Consider the following 14943-nt stretch of genomic DNA (forward strand, 5'->3'; position numbering starts at 1 on the left):
ACCGGATCCAACTCGTTCGCGACCGGCAGCACCTGCGTCATCGCGAACTCGCGAGCCAGGTCCCGGATCGCCAAGCGGTCCTCGGTCAGATACCGCGGTGAATCGGTACGCGGCTGCGACGGCCGATGCGTCATGAAGGCTCCTTCGGTTGTGCAAAAGGCTACATCTATTTGTGCGGCCAAATCTAGACCCAATCGGCAATGCTGTCATTCCCTCTGCTGCAAGCAACGTCGCACAGCTGAGAAGATTGCGATTGACATGAATGCCACTCGTGAGGAAATGTGGCCGTACAAAGACCCGAGTGAAGTCGATCCGGCAGGAGGCACCACCGGGGGGCTGGGGAAACCGGCTCTACCTCTCGACAGTCGTCCGCTGACCTGCCATCACGATCGAGTGGATCGACCTAAGGGTGGGGGAGCGGATTCGCGTCTCGGGTGCCGAGTAGTGCTGTCATCACCGCGATCTCGTTGCTCTGGTCGCGGATCATTCCGCGTGCGACGCGGCGGACCGGTTCCGAGGCAACCGCGTGGATGGCGGCCTCGGCCATGTCGACGCCTCCCTGGTGGTGCCGGATCATGAGTTGCAGAAAAAGTGCCTCCGCGTCTGCTCCGTGCAGGCCGGCGAGGCGGGTGATCTCGCTGGTGCTCGCCATTCCCGGCATCGGTGCGCCGCCCTGTTCGCTCATGACGTGATCGAAACCGTGCATCCACTGCATCGGATGCGCTGCGGTGAAGGATTCGTCGAAGAGATTGAGCCAGCCACGCATCGTCGCGATCTCGGAAGTCTGCGCGACGACGATCTGGTCGGCGATGACCCGGATCTGCGGGTCGACGTCCTGCGGCAGTGTCTGGGCGATCAGCACCGCCTGCTCGTGGTGTACCGACATGTCCTGTGCGAAACCGACGTCCGCGGAGGATAACTGAACCCCGACGGCGCCGGTACCACGAACCGACTGCAGCCACATTCCGGCCGCAACCCCGCCGGCACCGAGCAGCACGGCGCACAGCAACAGGACAAGGGGACGGCGGAACGGAGAACTCCCTGTGTCACTGCCCATAGGTCGAAGCCTGATTCGTCGGTGCCTCATAGACGGAGTCGTCCAACTGCAGCGCCATGAAACCGTTGTCGCTGCACGAGGTCCAGATCTGGTTGCCGTGGAATTCCGGCGGCGAGAAGCACCAATCCGCGGACAGGTCGCCGAACGCCACCATCCCCGTGCGCGGACCGAACGCGACCCGCGGATCCGTCTTGCCCTCGAAGACCGCTCGGGCGAGCGGAACGAAATCGAAGAGCGACACACCGATCAGAGAGGACAGCGCATGTGGTGAGTTGGTCAACTGGAGATTCTTGCCGGTCTGCGCCGGCGGGTTGTAGTACGCGATCTCCCGGATGCCGTCCAGGTCGCGGATGTCGAACACGCGGATCCCGGACGACTCCCAGGAGCACGCGAGCGCGGTCGGGTCCGTGGGGCGGTCGACCACGCAGTAGTGCGGATCGTAGGAGAAGACCGAGCCGCCTTGCGAGGACCGAAGGTTCGCGGCGGTGTTGGCGGGAAGCTGGATCTCGAGCTTGATCTTCTGCACGATGTCGGCGTGCGCCGGGTCGGCGACGTCGAAGACCTTGATCCCACCGCCACCGGTTTCGTCGACGGTGAAGATATACGGCTTCCCCCCGTACGTGACCGGAATGCTGTGCTGATTGAAGAAACCGTCGGTCCACAGATAGGTGGCGAGTTGCGGCACGGTGGGATACGGGTCGCCGCGTTGCACCGCGCTGATGTCGAGGACGGTGATCCCCCCGAGGTTGGACAGGTACATCCGGTTCCCGTCGGGGGTGATGCCGAAACCGTGCCCGGCGAGTCCGTGCAATCCCTGCCAGGTGATCCGTGGCTCGGCCGGGTTTCTGATGTCGATGGCGGTGAGGAATCCGGGGGCGGGACCCGACACCCAATAAGTGTTGCCGTCGGGGGAGAAGCCGCCCTCGTGCGAGATGAACGGCAGCGGCATGGTGACGTCGGTTCCGGCACTTCGGTTCAGCAACCGGGGGTGGGCACAGTCGGATATGTCGTAGACGGAGAAGTATCCGGTGCCTAGAGCGGCCGGGACCGCGGTGGTCGCGAGCAACTTGCGTGCCTTGTTGACCTTCAGACTCTCCCAGGTGCCGCCCCGCATCGCGGGTTCGTTCAGGGTCGTGGACAGCACCGGCTGGGCGGGGTTCGACACGTCGAGCACCTGCACGCCGGGCGTGTCGGGGTCCAGCAGGTTCCCTGAGAAGAACGTGCTGGTGTAGGAGCAGTGGTCATAGGTCACCGACAGCAGGCCACCCCCGCGATCCTGCAGGCCCCCGATCAGCGACATGTTGCACCGATAACCCTGAGTGCTTCGTCCGCTGTTACGGTCTTCGGCCGGAACGTCGCCCTGCATACCCGTCTCCGGCAGCGAACCGGGACCGCAGTCCGCCCGAGGGACGGCTGTCGATCCGACGTCGTTGAAGAAGAACGTCTCGGCCGACGCGACGGCGGGCGCGGGGCTCGTCGCGACCCCGAGAACGACCGACACCGCGAGGGCTGAGGTAGCCACACCTCGCCGCATTCTGGCGATCCGCATCACGAACNCCCCCCGCCGTGGACTCGACTACGCGAACGCTAGCAATCAGTACTCGAGTTCACACACAAATCGGCCAACTCTGCGGAACCCGCGTGCGGGCGGGCGACGACCCCGCCGGAGTGGGGGAGGGGAGGGACGGATCCCTACACTGTGTCCCGTGCGAATCGCGACATTCAACATCAACGGGATCCGCGCGGCGCAGCGGCGTGGCTTCGAGGAGTGGCTGGGCGAGCGTGAACCCGACGTCGTCGCGCTGCAGGAGGTCCGCGCTCGTGCCGCCGCCATACCACCGGGGGTGTTCGGCCGTTATCACCTCGCATACGACGAGGGTGAGTTCGCCGGCCGCAACGGTGTCGCGATCCTGACTCGGCGCCCGCCCGTCGCGGTCCGGACGTGGAGCGGTACGGCGCTGGTGCAGGCGCCGGGTGAAACGCACATCGAGAGAGTCGAACTGGATCCGGAGCCGTTGGCGCGGGGTCTGGGGGAGTTCGCGAACCACGGTCGGTACATCGAGGTCGACCTCGCCGAGTCGCCGATCACCGTCGTCTCGATGTATCTGCCGAAGGGCGGTCTGCCTGCCCACCTCCAGAAGCCCGGACGGATGCGGGAGGCCCCCGACGGGGGCGCCCGCTACGACCGCAAGATGCGATTTCTGTCCGCGTTTGCGCGCCAGCTGACCCGCTCGCGCCGCACGGCTCGCGCACGCGGCAGGGAACTGCTGTTGATGGGTGACCTCAACATTGCGCACACCCGTCACGACGTACGGAACTGGCGGCGCAGCAATCAGGCCGAGGGCTATCTGCCGGAGGAGCGCGAGTGGTTCGACTCCATCGTGTCGCCGCGCACCCTCGTCGATGTCGTCCGGCGACACCATCCGGACGTCGACGGTCCGTACTCGTGGTGGTCGTGGCTGGGACAGTCGTTCGTGAACGACGTCGGCTGGCGCATCGACTACCACCTCGCGACGCCGCAACTGGCACGGGCTGCGATCACAGCCGGCACCGACCGGGACCCGGCGGCGGATCGCCGGATGAGCGATCACGCGCCGGTCGTCGTCGATTACGACTTCTGAGTTGTGCAGGTCGCAGCGTAGGCGGGAGCGTGGCCTCAGGTAGTCAGTTTCATGGACAGGAAAGCCAAGGTGAACCCGAATTCCCGGATCTCGCTGGGCTGGTCCGGCCGACAAGCCCAGGTGATCAGGTCGCGATCGGCGACCAGGTCGGCCGCGCGCCGGCGCGACTCCTCGGGGTCGGGGGGTGTTGCCCGCAGCGCATCGCCCAGGCGGCTCAGGGGTTCGACGAGCGGGATGAGCTCGGAAGGCGGGCGGTTCTCCGGTGTGAAAACCTGCTGAGCGCTCTTGATCACCGTCATCGCCGCGAGCCACGAACCTTCCCAGGTACCGGCCTGGTCATTCGGTGGGTGCATGGCGTCAGCGTAGACATCGGGAGACGAGTCCCGCTGGGACTTCATCGGGCCCGGATGGCGATCTGCGCGTTGGCGCCGGTCACTGCGAGCGCAGACATGACCAGCTTGTTGTCGACCACCGGTTGGCGGAGAAGGAGGTTGACCAGTCGGTGCACCGCCGCGTCCCGCCTCGCCGTGACGCGGATGCGATGCTTCCGCAATCGCGCGGACGATCGGCTCGATGTCCCCGACCGGTAGTGGCCGAGCGCCTCGAAATACGCTCTCGTGTCGTGAAGTAGCCCCGCGGACACCGGGACGGCGACGCTGCGCGTGAGCTGCCCGAAGCATCGCCTGAATCAGCGCACGACCGACGCGCCCGTTGCCGTCCGGAAACGGGGGGATGTTTCGAACCGCGCATGAGCGACCGCTATCTGAGCGATGACGGGCAGATCGACCCGATTGGCGAAGGCGATCAGGTCGTCGATCAGTTCGGGAATCCGGTCGTGATGCGGGGGCACGATCTGTGCGGTGTGCGGTCCGAGCCTGCATTGCGCGGACGTTTCCGACGATCAGGCGCGCGTTGCGGGAGGCGTGCTCACCGAGTTCGGCCAGCGCGATTCGGTGTGCCCCGCTCGTGAGGTTCTCGATCTCCGAACTCGACGCACTCTCGGTGCGCAGCAGGATGGAGGCGAAGGGTGCCGTGATGTGGCCGACCTCGACATCGAACCGGGCGAGTTCGGTGGCCGCTTCTTCCGTCAATCCCTGCAGTTCGCTGCTCAACGAAAGGGCCTGGTCCGCGATGAATGCCGGTACTGATGCGCGGTAGGGGCCGGAAGTCAGGCGCTGGCTGTCGGCACGGCGGGGCGACGATGGGCGCACACGTGCCTTCTACGGCTGCGCGACGACGGTGTTCCCGTTGCCGTCGGTGCAGTTGATCGTGTAGCCGATCTCCGCCGATTCCGGGTCTCCCGCGAGGCGGCATTCCCACCCGTCGAAGCTGTACTCCGGTTCACTCTTGTCGCGTCCGGTGAAGTATTTCGTGAGCATCGTGTGCGCCTCGTCGCAGCGGAGCGTCCCCTTCACGATGACCACCGTCGCGGGCTTTCCGGTCTCCGGGTAGGCAACGGGGCCACACTGATTCGATCCGCGAGCCTGCTGGGGGAGCGGTGCGACGGTGGGCGCGATCGGCGGTGGGCTCGCGCTCGGAATGCTCACCGGCAGCGGGGTGAAGTCGAATTTGTACCCGTTGGTGGCGACGGTGAAGCCCTTGTCGGTCGCGTCCTCCCGGCACGAGACTCCCGAGAACTGCACATTGCAACTGAATCCGTCGATCGCCAGGGTGGTGTCGTACGGAAGGATATTGGCGTTGCCGGGAAACAGTGCCTGGTCCCGGTTCTGGAAATTCGGCTCCTTCCCCGCCTCGACCGCGATGAGGTTGGCCTCGGCCGGCGCGCCGCCGTCCGGCGACGCGATCTGCGGGGTGCCCGGGACTCCCAAAGGACCCCCGGTGGGATGCGATGCGCATCCGGCGAGCTTCTCCCCGGGAATGATCGCGCACAGCCATTTTCCCGACGGCGTGACGAAGCCGTATGCGCCGCCTGCCGGGTCGCTCGACGCGTACTGCTTCGCATCGACGCCGTCGACCGCCGGCTCGGCTGCCGGTGACTCGCTGGTGGCGGCAGGTGCGGCCGATTCCGTGCCGTCGGTCGATGACGCATCCTGGGTGCAGCCAGCGAGAAGAAGAGACGAGGCACCGGCGATCGAGGCCAGAGCCACCGCCGACCGCCGTCGAATCCTGGTCATGCGTCACACCCTTTCTGTTCGGTCCGCAGGACCGATCGCATGAGATGTTCCCACGAATACCAGGGTGTCGCGTCGCATCGACGGATCGGCCCCGAACCTGCTGGTGGTGGGCGAGCGGACGTGGTCCGCCGATCCCACGATTCGAGAACTCGGCGGTGCTAGAATTTTGGAGCATTGTCGCAGGTCCAGCAGTTGATGTACCCGGATCGTCCTGTCGGAGTCGCCCGGCCGAGGAGGCCGTTCCATGGCTGAGTCATCGGTATTACCCGCGGATCTCGGCGGCAGCCCGGATCTCGAGCGCATCGTCCTCGAGCACGCGTATCGCGGCGCGCACCTCCAACTCGCACTGCGTGGTCTGCTCGCCCTCTTCATCGCGTTGACACTGCTGTTCGTCCCGCCCATGAACGACGCGAATGTGTGCCTGGCGATCCTGATCGGCTACGCGTTCTGGACCGTCGGGCTCGCGCTGTGGACCCGTCGAGGCGGTCCGGGCCCGGTGAACGCGATGTGGCTCGCCCTGTTCGTGGACCTTGCGGTCATCGGTAGCCTCACTCTGTTGACCGGTATTGCGGCGCAACAGAGTTGGACCGCAGACATCTTGACCAACGGACTGTTCGTGATCCCGCTATTGGCCTGCACTCAGCTTCGCCCGGGTGTGTGCGCCGCCGTGGTCGTGCCCACGGTGCTGGTGTTCCTCGCCGCCAGTTGGGCCACGATGGCGTCGAACGAGGAACCGTGGTCGTCCATCCTGCTCAGTACGATGGCACTTGCCATCCTCTCGGCGGGCGCAGTCGTGCTCAGCCGAATTCAACGATCCAGGGTGCTCACCATCGGTCACCTCGTCCACGACCGCACCGCCCTGCTCGCCGAGCTGATGGGCCTCGAACAGCGCGAACGGCGTGCGTTGTCCGAGCAGCTCCACGACGGGGCGCTGCAATTCGTCCTGGCCGCGAAGATGGATCTCGACGACCTCACCGGCGGCGCCGATCCGGAGGCCGTCGATCGCATCACCCACGCACTCACAGAGTCCGCGTCCCTGCTCAGGGCGACCGTCTCGGAACTCCATCCCACGGTGCTCGACCGCGTCGGACTTGCCCGCGCTCTCGGCGACATCGTCCGATCGGCCCAGGCGCGCGGCGGTTTCGACGTGGATCTCCAGACAGTGGAATGGGACGACGACCTACGCACGTCGGCGGACGACGTGCTGTTCAGCGCGGCGCGTGAATTGCTCAGCAACGTGGTCAAACACGCGAGAGCCGGTGCCGTCCGGGTGGAGCTGACCCGGACGGGTGAGCATGCGGTCCTCGACGTCACCGACGACGGGTGCGGCATCTCCCGTGAGGCGATAGACCGGAGTCTCAGCCGAGGGCACATCGGACTGACGTCGCACGAACTCCGTGTCGTCGCGGCCGGAGGCAGCTTCTCGGTCCGTCCCGGATCACGTTCCGGGACGGTGGCCCATATCGAGATGCCTTTCGAGGTCGTGACAGCGTCCGATTCCCTCACACTCTCGGCGCACTAGTGGTGTGTCTCGCAAATAATTGACTGTCAATTCGATAGAATCCCTGCATGAGGAACCCGGTACCCGCTCTGGAGATATCCGATGGGCAGCGCGTTGTGCTCGAGTCGTTGGCGCGCTCGCAGTCCGGTGCTCACCGGGAGGTGGTGCGGGCCAAGGCGCTGTTGATGGCGGCCGATGGTGTGGCCAACACGGCGATCGCGCAGGCGTTGTCGGTCTCGCCAGGGTCGGTGGCGAACTGGCGGGCACGCTTCGACGAGGACGGCCTCGCACGGTTGGGTGAGGTGCGCAAGGGGCGTGGCCGCAAGCCGTCGATCCCGCAGGCGAAGATCGAGGAGATCGTGGACCTGACGCAGAACTACCGCCCGAAAGGCGAGACTCATTGGAGTTGCCGGACGATGGCAGAGTATGTCGGAGTCTCGAAGGACACCGTCCAGCGCGTCTGGTCCGCTCGCGGACTCAAGCCGCACCGNGTCGAGACGTTCAAGCTGTCGAATGATCCCCGGTTCGAGGAAAAGCTCGTCGACGTCGTCGGTCTGTATTTGAACCCGCCCGAGCGCGCGATCGTGTTGTGCGCGGACGAGAAGTCGTCGGTACAGGCCCTCGACCGGACCCAGGCCTCGCTGCCGATGATCAAAGGCCGGGGTGAAACGATGACTCACGACTACAAGCGTCACGGCACCACCACCTTGTTCGCCGCGCTCGACGTCCTCACCGGCAAGGTGATCGGCCAGTGCCTGCCGCGGCACCGTCACCAGGAGTTTCTGAGATTTCTGCGGACCATCGACCGCGAGGTGCCCAAGGACTTGGAGATCCACCTGATCCTGGACAACTACGCCACCCACAAACACGAGAAGGTCCGGACCTGGCTCGACAAGCATCCACGGTTTCACCTGCACTTCACTCCCACCTCCTCGTCGTGGCTCAATCTGGTCGAACGTTGGTTCCGAGAGTTGACTGATAAAGCTCTGCGGCGCGGGGTATTTCACTCCGTGCCGCACCTCATCGTCTCGATCGAGGAATACCTCGACGCCCATAATGAACACCCCCGACCGTACGAATGGACCGCCACCGCCGAATCGATCCTCGCCAAGGTTGCGCGCGGCCGCGTCGCACTGGAAAAGATCAGCTAAATCCGAGACGCACCACTAGGGGCCGCGCGGGTGTCGCCGGATCGGAAGTTGCCGGATCACCGGAGTTGCTGCGGCATCCGCGATTGATCGGTGCAGCAACTTTCGACCGTACCGCCATCAGGCATGGATGCGGGCGCGGTCGAGTTGAGAGACCCGTTGCGGGCTCAGGTCGAGGATGACGCCGATGTCACGCACCGAGAGACCCGATCGGCGCAGTTGCGCCACCGCGGCCCGCGAGGCCCGCGCGGCGCATTCCTGCGCGTGGGCGGCCGACTCGACCTGCCAGTGGGCGGCGCGGGCCTCCATGAGCGCCGCCGAATCTCCGATTTCGTAGTCGAGTTCCACCTCGACGTCCTCGGCCGGCACACCCTCGAGCAGATGCACGGCCTCCGCCACGATCGCGGACACCTGATCGAGCCGCCGCGCCTGGGTGAGTGCGCCTTCGACTCCCGGAACCTCCACCACCCACGATCCGCCGCGACGGGTGGCCGTCGCCGTCACCTTCATCACGAACCTCCCGGCCCGAATCTCGTGTGCAAATTCGTCCTCCCGACCACAAGTCTAGTTCCCCTTTCCAAGCACAATGGCACGGACAGAGGACATTTAGAGTGCGCGATTGCCGGACGACCACTCGCTTTCACCAGAAGTCGAGTGCCTGCGCGGTCGCGGTGGACTCGGCATGTGTGGGCCGGAGCGCACCGCCGATGGCGTAGACGGTGTGCCCGACCGTCGCGACGGACATCCCGTGAGCTCCGGTGGGCATCGGCGGCAACGCCGACCAGGTCGCCGAGGCGACGTCGTAGGCCTCGACCGTCGAGAGCACTTGGGTCGGCTGTTCACCGCCGACCGCGACGATGCGGCCGTCGATGTACGCCGCCCCGAGCCCGCCGCGCGGGGTGGGCATGCCGGGCAGCGTCGCCCACGTTCCCGCAGCCGGATCGAACCGTTCGACCGCGGCGGTGTTCTGATCCGACGCCAGATCGCGCCCGCCGATCGCGTAGAAGTACTTCCCGTCCGACACCCCGGCCAGATGCTCCCGGGGCGTCGGAATGTCCTCCACAGTCGTCCATTTCGTTCCGTCGAACACCTCCGTCGACGCCACCAACTCGCCGTCCGCCTGTCCGCCTGCGACCACGATCTCGTCACCCACCACGGCTGCGGCTCCGGCCGCCCGCGGCACGTTCAGCGGGGGCAGGTCCACCCAATTGCCGTCCCGCAGCGCGAGCACCCGGTCCGACGTCTTGCGGGTGAGGTTCGGCCCTTCCGGCACCCAGCCTCCGAGGACCACCAGTTCGCCGCCGTATTCGACGGCCATCGCATGATTGAGCGGGACCGGAAGATCGGGGCCGGCCTTCCAGGTGTCGATGGCCGGGTCGTTGCCCTCGACCTTCGGGGTCGACCCCACGTTGTCGAGGCCGCCGAACACCCAGATCGTCCCGTCCGCGACGGCCGTCGCGGTCTGCTGGCGGGCGATTGGCGCGTCCCGCAGCGGGCGCCACGCCGGTGCCCATTGGGTCTTGCGTGGCGCGATCTGCAGCGCCTCGGAAACCGCTGTCGATTCGGCGTGCGTGGGTTTGATGCCGCCGCCGACCGCGTAGACCGTGTTGCCGACCGCGCCGATCGCCATCCCGTGCCGCGGCGTGCGCAGAGCAGGCAATTGCGACCAGGTCCCTGCCACCACGTCGTAGGCCTCGACCGTGGACAGCACCCGGGTCGGTTCTTCGCCGCCGACCGCGACGATGCGGCCGTCGATGTACGCCGCCCCGAGCCCACCGCGAGGGGTGGGCATGCCGGGCAGCGTCGCCCACGTTCCCGCGACCGGATCGAACCGTTCGACCGCGGCGGTGTTCTGATCCGACGCGAGGTCGCGCCCACCGATCGCGTAGAAGTACTTCCCGTCCGAGACGCCGGCCAGATGCTCCCGGGACGTCGGGATTTGCGGGACCGTCGTCCACTTCGTCCCGTCGTACACCTCGGTCGGCGCCACCAATTTGCCGTCGGCCTGTCCGCCTGCGACCACGATCTTGTCGCCCACCACGGCCGCGGCGCCGGCCGCCCGCGGCACGTTCAGCGGGGGCAGGTCGACCCATCGCCCGTCGCGCATGGCCATCACCCGAGCGGATGCGACGGCTGTCAGGTTCTGGCCTTTCGCTTGCCACCCGCCGATGAGAACGGGCTCGTCGTTGTAGGTGACGGCCATCGCGTGGTTGAGCGGGACGGGGAGGTCGGGGCCGGCCTTCCAGGTGTCGATGGCCGGGTCGAAGCCCTCCTGCCGGGCGGACACACCGCTGTCGTCCAACCCTCCGAAGACCCAGATGGTCCCGTCCGCGACCGTCGTCGCCGTCTGCTGGCGGGCGACCCGGGCGTCGGCGACCGGTCGCCACGCCGCAGTCGGGTCGACGGCCGGGGGCTCGCTCGCCTGCTGGGCGGTCGGTCCCGCGGTGCCGGGTCCCGATGCCTCTCTGTACACGAGGTAACCGCCACCGGCCAGCACCAGCGTCACCACCAGTGCGAGCGCAATCAGGATCCCGCGCCGCCGGGTGCGGGCCTGCCGATTGCTCCCCGGCACTCCTGGCGGCGGCCAGGGCGACGGCCCCGTCGGCGGCCAGAACGGGCCCGAGGGGTGCGACTCCGGCTGGATCTGCTCGGTCGGTGAGAAGAATCGGCGCTGACCGTCCGAATCTTCGAACCGAATTTGACGGTAGCCACTGGAATCCGCCGCCGACGGGTACGGCTCGGCCGGTTGGGCGGGCTCGAGGGGTGCCAGCGCCATCGCGTCCGAACGCAACCCGATGTGTCGCTGGGCGGCTTGGAGTTCGTGTCCGAACTCCTCGGCGGAGGACGGCCGAGCGAACGGATTCGACGCCATCGCCCTCTCGATGACGGCGCACACACCGTCCGGGATGCCCTGAGCGCGCAGATCCGGCACCGTTTGGGTGCTGATCCTCACGAATTGCGCGACGAGTTCCTCTCCGGTCTTTCGCTCGAACGCCGCCCGCCCCGCGATCAGCGAAAAGATCGTCGCGCCCAGGCCGTAGACATCCGAACGCGCGGTCGGCGATTCCCCGTTGAGAACTTCGGGCGCGGTGAACGCCAGTGAGCCGGTGAACCCGCCGGTGGCGGTTTCGTAGCCGCCAGCGATGTGCGCAATGCCGAAATCGGTCAACTGCGGCTCGCCGTAGTCGGTGAGCAGGATGTTCGCGGGTTTGATGTCGCGGTGGAGGGTGCCGGTCCGGTGCGCCGTCTCGAGTGCGCCTGCCAACTTCACTCCGATGCTGATCGCCTCCGGCCAGGGCAGCGGACCTTCTCGGCGTATCTGCACTGCCAGCGAGTCGCGGGGATGGTAATGCATGACGATGTACGGGCGACCGGTCTCGGTCACGCCGACCTGCAGAATGTTGACGATGTTCGGGTGGCCGGAGAGCCCGCCCATCGCGTAGCCCTCCCGCAGGAACCGCTCGCGGTTCTCGGAGTCCAGGTCCGACGTCAGGACCTTGATTGCGACGATTCGGCCGAGCGAACGCTGCAGGCAGCGGTACACGACACCGAATCCGCCCCGGCCGACCTCCTCGGCACCCGCGAAACCGGCAGCGTCCAACTCCGCCACGATCCCGTGGCCGACTGCGCGGATCGACGCCGCCTGGGTCGCGTCCGGGTCGAAATCTGCCATCGAGCGCCTCAGTTCCATCCGACATCCGTGCCGACGCACTGACCAGCGGTCGAAGACGCGAATATCTTTCTCTCACAAGGGCGAAACGCGGAATTCTCTCGTCGAATGTCGACGGGAACCGCCTTGTCCAGCAAGTATTCGACGGGCCGCGACGCGCGTCAAGATGACAATTTCCCCACCCCAGGGTGCCTGGCGGTGGTCACGAATTCGTGCCGCATCGGCAACACCGCACCGCTCAGGCTCTGCCGCCACCCTGGAAGGTGTCGTCGTACAACGCATACCCGCCCGCTCCCGCTGCCTTTGCACGATACATCGCCGAGTCCGCCCGCCGAACGAGCTCTTCACGGGTGCACTCCGGATCGGACAGTGCAACACCGATACTGGCACTGATCGGCCACCCGAACGACCGTGCCCGGTTCAGGTCGGCGAAGCTACCTGCGATCCGGGCGGCAATCGCGACCGCCTCCGCCGCGCCCGCGACGTGTTCACAGACGACCACGAATTCGTCACCGCCGAGGCGGGCAACGGTATCGCCCGGGCGCACCGCCGACCGCAGATGCCGGGCGAGCACGATCAGTGCGTCGTCGCCGACCGCGTGACCGAGGCTGTCGTTGACGGTCTTGAAGTCGTCGAGATCCACCAGCAGTAGCGCCACGCGCGGGCCGCCGCGCGGCACCGCGTCCAGGGCCTCGTCGAGCCGGCGGCGAGCCAGGGTGCGGTTCGGCAATCCCGTCAGCGGGTCGTGCAGGCTCTGGTGCACCAACGCGGCCTCGGCCTCGATACGGCGGATCGCCGCGGAGAGCACGGCTGTCACCGAGCGCAGAAAGTTCAGGTCACGGTCGGTGTATTCGCGGGGGCGCAGACTGTGCGCCGTCAACACACCCCACACCGCGTCGGAGCCGATCGGAACGCACACCCCGCTCTGCAGCCCGCGCCCGTTCATCCCCGCCGTGGAGAAGCGGGTTTCGTGGACCCGATCGGTGCATACGACCACCGACCCGTTGGCGGCGGCGTATCCGGGCTGCGATCCCGGCCCCGGGGAGAACGTCGCCGGACCGGGCTCGGGTCCGCGGTAGGCGAGCACGGTGAGTTCGTCGTCGTCGGCCACCCGCGCGATCGACGAACAATGCACACCCATCAGCGCGGCCGCCGCGCCGGCCGCCGCCGTGAGGAGTTCGTCGAGGTCTCCGCCGACGGCGAGTTGGCTCAGGTCTGCGATCGCCTGCTGCTCCCGGGCCCGGTATGCGGACTCCCCCAGTGCGCGCTGCAGGCGTTGCTCGTCGTCTTCGGCGCCGCGGCGATCCTGGGCAATCGACCCGATCACGGACGGCCCGGTCTCGGTGGATTCCAGCACGAAGGTCGAAATCAGCATCGGGATCGGCGCGCCCGTGACGAAATGGCGAAACTCCGTCAACCCGGTCCACTCTCCCCGGTCGGCCAGAGCCGACTCCACCTCACGCGCCTGCACGAGACCGACGTCGGTGAACAGCTCCGCCGTCGTCCTCGAATATGCATGCACGGCATCACCGAATCCGAGGACGGCGACACCCGCGGGATTCACATACACGATCCGACCGGACACGAATTCGGACACGAACACCAACGCCGGACTGTGTTCGAGGACCGCGAGCAGCATCCGCGAATCCGCCAGCGACTCCATGGACACTCCCTCCGCCGCGAACCTTCCGTCGTGCAACCGGCTCGACCTCCATCCACGATAGGCGTTCCCGGAAGTGACGCCTCGAGCGTCGTCACGCAATTGTGCCGCGCCTGCCGTCTCGAGTCCCGTCCCACGCACACGGGCGTGGGACGTTGATTCCGCCTCGATGTAGGTGCACGATCGTGGCATGCGCAGAGCGCGCTGGCCGGCATTCGCGCCGCCGACAAGCAGTGGGACCGCAGTGCACGGCCCCACCATTCTCGCGTCCGGAACTCACCTCACGCTCGATCTCCTCGGAATCTTCGCGTTCTCGTCCGGAATCCACGTCCGTCTCGCATTGACTGCCACGGGACGCACCGCCGAGCGCGCACACCACGAGACACGGGTGCTGTCCGATCCGGCGGATCCCGACACCCAATGGTCGTATCTGTCGGTGCTGCTGCAGTTGGGGTCGGTCGTGGGTGTTGCCGACCCCTATCTGCCACGGTCCGGCTCACCCCGGAAGTGGGGTGGAGTGCCCGCCTACCGCACGGAGCCGAACTACTGGCTCGGCACGTGTACGCGTCCACACGACATCATGATCTCGGCGGGGTGGCCGGAGATCGGCCTGGGACCGACCTGTCTGACGGCACTCCTGGAACCGAGTCCGTCGACCGTCCCATCCGACTGACTCGGGAGGCTCAACCTCGCCAATTCCGGCGTGGTTGCGGCTAGCGTCGGAACCACAGGCCCCGAGACGGAGGTTCACGATGCGGTTGTCCACCCGGAACCAGCTCACCGGAACGATCACCGAGGTCACCCTCGGCAGCGTGATGGCGACAGTGAAGGTGCGTCTCGACGGAGGCGAGCAGATCGTCACCGCCTCCATCACGAAGGAGGCGGTCGAGGAACTCGGTCTGCAGGCCGGCGTGGCTGCGACGGTGCTCGTGAAGTCCACCGAGGTGATGCTCGGCGTCGAGTGACGGACGCCGCCCGGGCCCGGTTCCGGCCAGGGGAACTCCCTGCTAGTGGTGCGTCTCGGATTTAGCTGATCTTTTCCAGTGCGACGCGGCCGCGCGCAACCTTGGCGAGGATCGATTCGGCGGTGGCGGTCCATTCGTACGGTCGGGGGTGTTCATTATGGGCGTCGAGGTATTCCTCGATCGAGA

At 66.7% G+C, this 14943-nt stretch carries 14 protein-coding genes and 2 pseudogenes; 5 read left to right on the forward strand and 11 right to left on the reverse strand.

Annotated features, from left to right (window positions below; genetic code table 11):
• The 3 genes and pseudogenes from CA951_RS43170 to CA951_RS41350 form a co-directional block, all read right to left on the reverse strand.
• Nucleotides 1-134 (reverse strand): annotated as a pseudogene (locus CA951_RS43170) (acyl-CoA dehydrogenase family protein); the annotation flags it as partial.
• Nucleotides 135-403: 269 nt separating this feature from the next.
• A complete protein-coding gene (locus tag CA951_RS41345) occupies nt 404-1057 on the reverse strand; it encodes a DUF305 domain-containing protein (protein ID WP_087562361.1) in 654 nt (217 codons plus the stop codon).
• Nucleotides 1047-2606 carry an LVIVD repeat-containing protein gene (locus CA951_RS41350; RefSeq protein WP_087562362.1) on the reverse strand — a complete coding sequence of 520 codons (1560 nt, stop codon included), beginning with the start codon at nt 2604-2606 and terminating at the stop codon, nt 1047-1049. The genes CA951_RS41345 and CA951_RS41350 overlap by 11 nt, the downstream gene beginning before the upstream one ends.
• A 157-nt stretch (nt 2607-2763) precedes the next feature.
• Between CA951_RS41350 and CA951_RS41355 the strand changes: the two genes are divergently transcribed.
• Complete coding sequence (locus CA951_RS41355; protein WP_087562363.1) at nt 2764-3678, forward strand: exodeoxyribonuclease III; 915 nt, start codon at nt 2764-2766, stop codon at nt 3676-3678.
• Nucleotides 3679-3713: 35 nt separating this feature from the next.
• On the opposite strand, the gene CA951_RS41360 is transcribed toward CA951_RS41355, so the two are convergent.
• From CA951_RS41360 to CA951_RS41375, 4 genes are all read right to left on the reverse strand, one after another.
• Nucleotides 3714-4076: a hypothetical protein gene (locus tag CA951_RS41360; protein ID WP_256974304.1), complete on the reverse strand. Its 363-nt coding sequence runs from the start codon at nt 4074-4076 to the stop codon at nt 3714-3716.
• A complete protein-coding gene (locus CA951_RS44770) occupies nt 4073-4231 on the reverse strand; it encodes a hypothetical protein (protein WP_236580977.1) in 159 nt (52 codons plus the stop codon). The genes CA951_RS41360 and CA951_RS44770 overlap by 4 nt, the downstream gene beginning before the upstream one ends.
• Nucleotides 4232-4366: 135 nt before the next feature.
• Entirely contained in the window at nt 4367-4528 is a 162-nt protein-coding gene (locus tag CA951_RS44775; RefSeq protein ID WP_256974305.1) for a hypothetical protein, read from the reverse strand.
• 370 nt (nt 4529-4898) lie between these two features.
• Nucleotides 4899-5813, reverse strand: coding sequence for a hypothetical protein (locus CA951_RS41375; RefSeq protein ID WP_087562366.1), 915 nt, complete (start codon nt 5811-5813; stop codon nt 4899-4901).
• A gap of 244 nt (nt 5814-6057) precedes the next feature.
• Here CA951_RS41375 and CA951_RS41380 point away from each other — a divergent pair, with 244 nt between their 5' ends.
• Both CA951_RS41380 and CA951_RS41385 read left to right on the forward strand, forming a co-directional pair.
• The gene (locus CA951_RS41380; protein ID WP_087562367.1) at nt 6058-7335 is read left to right on the forward strand and encodes a sensor histidine kinase; all 1278 of its coding nucleotides are present in this window, start codon (nt 6058-6060) and stop codon (nt 7333-7335) included.
• Between the two features lie 47 nt (nt 7336-7382).
• A complete protein-coding gene (locus CA951_RS41385) occupies nt 7383-8465 on the forward strand; it encodes an IS630 family transposase (RefSeq protein ID WP_087562368.1) in 1083 nt (360 codons plus the stop codon).
• 117 nt (nt 8466-8582) lie between these two features.
• Here the strand turns inward: CA951_RS41385 and CA951_RS41390 are convergent, their stop codons facing one another.
• From CA951_RS41390 to CA951_RS41400, 3 genes are all read right to left on the reverse strand, one after another.
• The gene (locus CA951_RS41390; RefSeq protein ID WP_087562369.1) at nt 8583-8972 is read right to left on the reverse strand and encodes a hypothetical protein; all 390 of its coding nucleotides are present in this window, start codon (nt 8970-8972) and stop codon (nt 8583-8585) included.
• A 130-nt stretch (nt 8973-9102) separates the two neighbouring features.
• The gene (locus CA951_RS41395) at nt 9103-12135 is read right to left on the reverse strand and encodes a serine/threonine-protein kinase (RefSeq protein WP_087562372.1); all 3033 of its coding nucleotides are present in this window, start codon (nt 12133-12135) and stop codon (nt 9103-9105) included.
• Nucleotides 12136-12370: 235 nt separating this feature from the next.
• Entirely contained in the window at nt 12371-13795 is a 1425-nt protein-coding gene (locus CA951_RS41400) for a sensor domain-containing diguanylate cyclase (RefSeq protein WP_087562370.1), read from the reverse strand.
• Nucleotides 13796-13982: 187 nt separating this feature from the next.
• Here CA951_RS41400 and CA951_RS41405 point away from each other — a divergent pair, with 187 nt between their 5' ends.
• On the forward strand, nt 13983-14465 hold the full coding sequence (locus CA951_RS41405; protein WP_087562371.1) for a hypothetical protein: 483 nt from the start codon (nt 13983-13985) through the stop codon (nt 14463-14465).
• Between the two features lie 79 nt (nt 14466-14544).
• Nucleotides 14545-14757 (forward strand): molybdopterin-binding protein, encoded by a 213-nt coding sequence (locus CA951_RS41410; RefSeq protein ID WP_072943314.1) that lies wholly within the window; start codon nt 14545-14547, stop codon nt 14755-14757.
• Nucleotides 14758-14818: 61 nt separating this feature from the next.
• Here the strand turns inward: CA951_RS41410 and CA951_RS43180 are convergent.
• Nucleotides 14819-14943: pseudogene (locus CA951_RS43180) on the reverse strand (IS630 family transposase); the annotation flags it as partial.

It is taken from the genome of Rhodococcus sp. NCIMB 12038 (genome assembly GCF_002165735.1).
Classification (GTDB): domain Bacteria; phylum Actinomycetota; class Actinomycetes; order Mycobacteriales; family Mycobacteriaceae; genus Rhodococcus_F.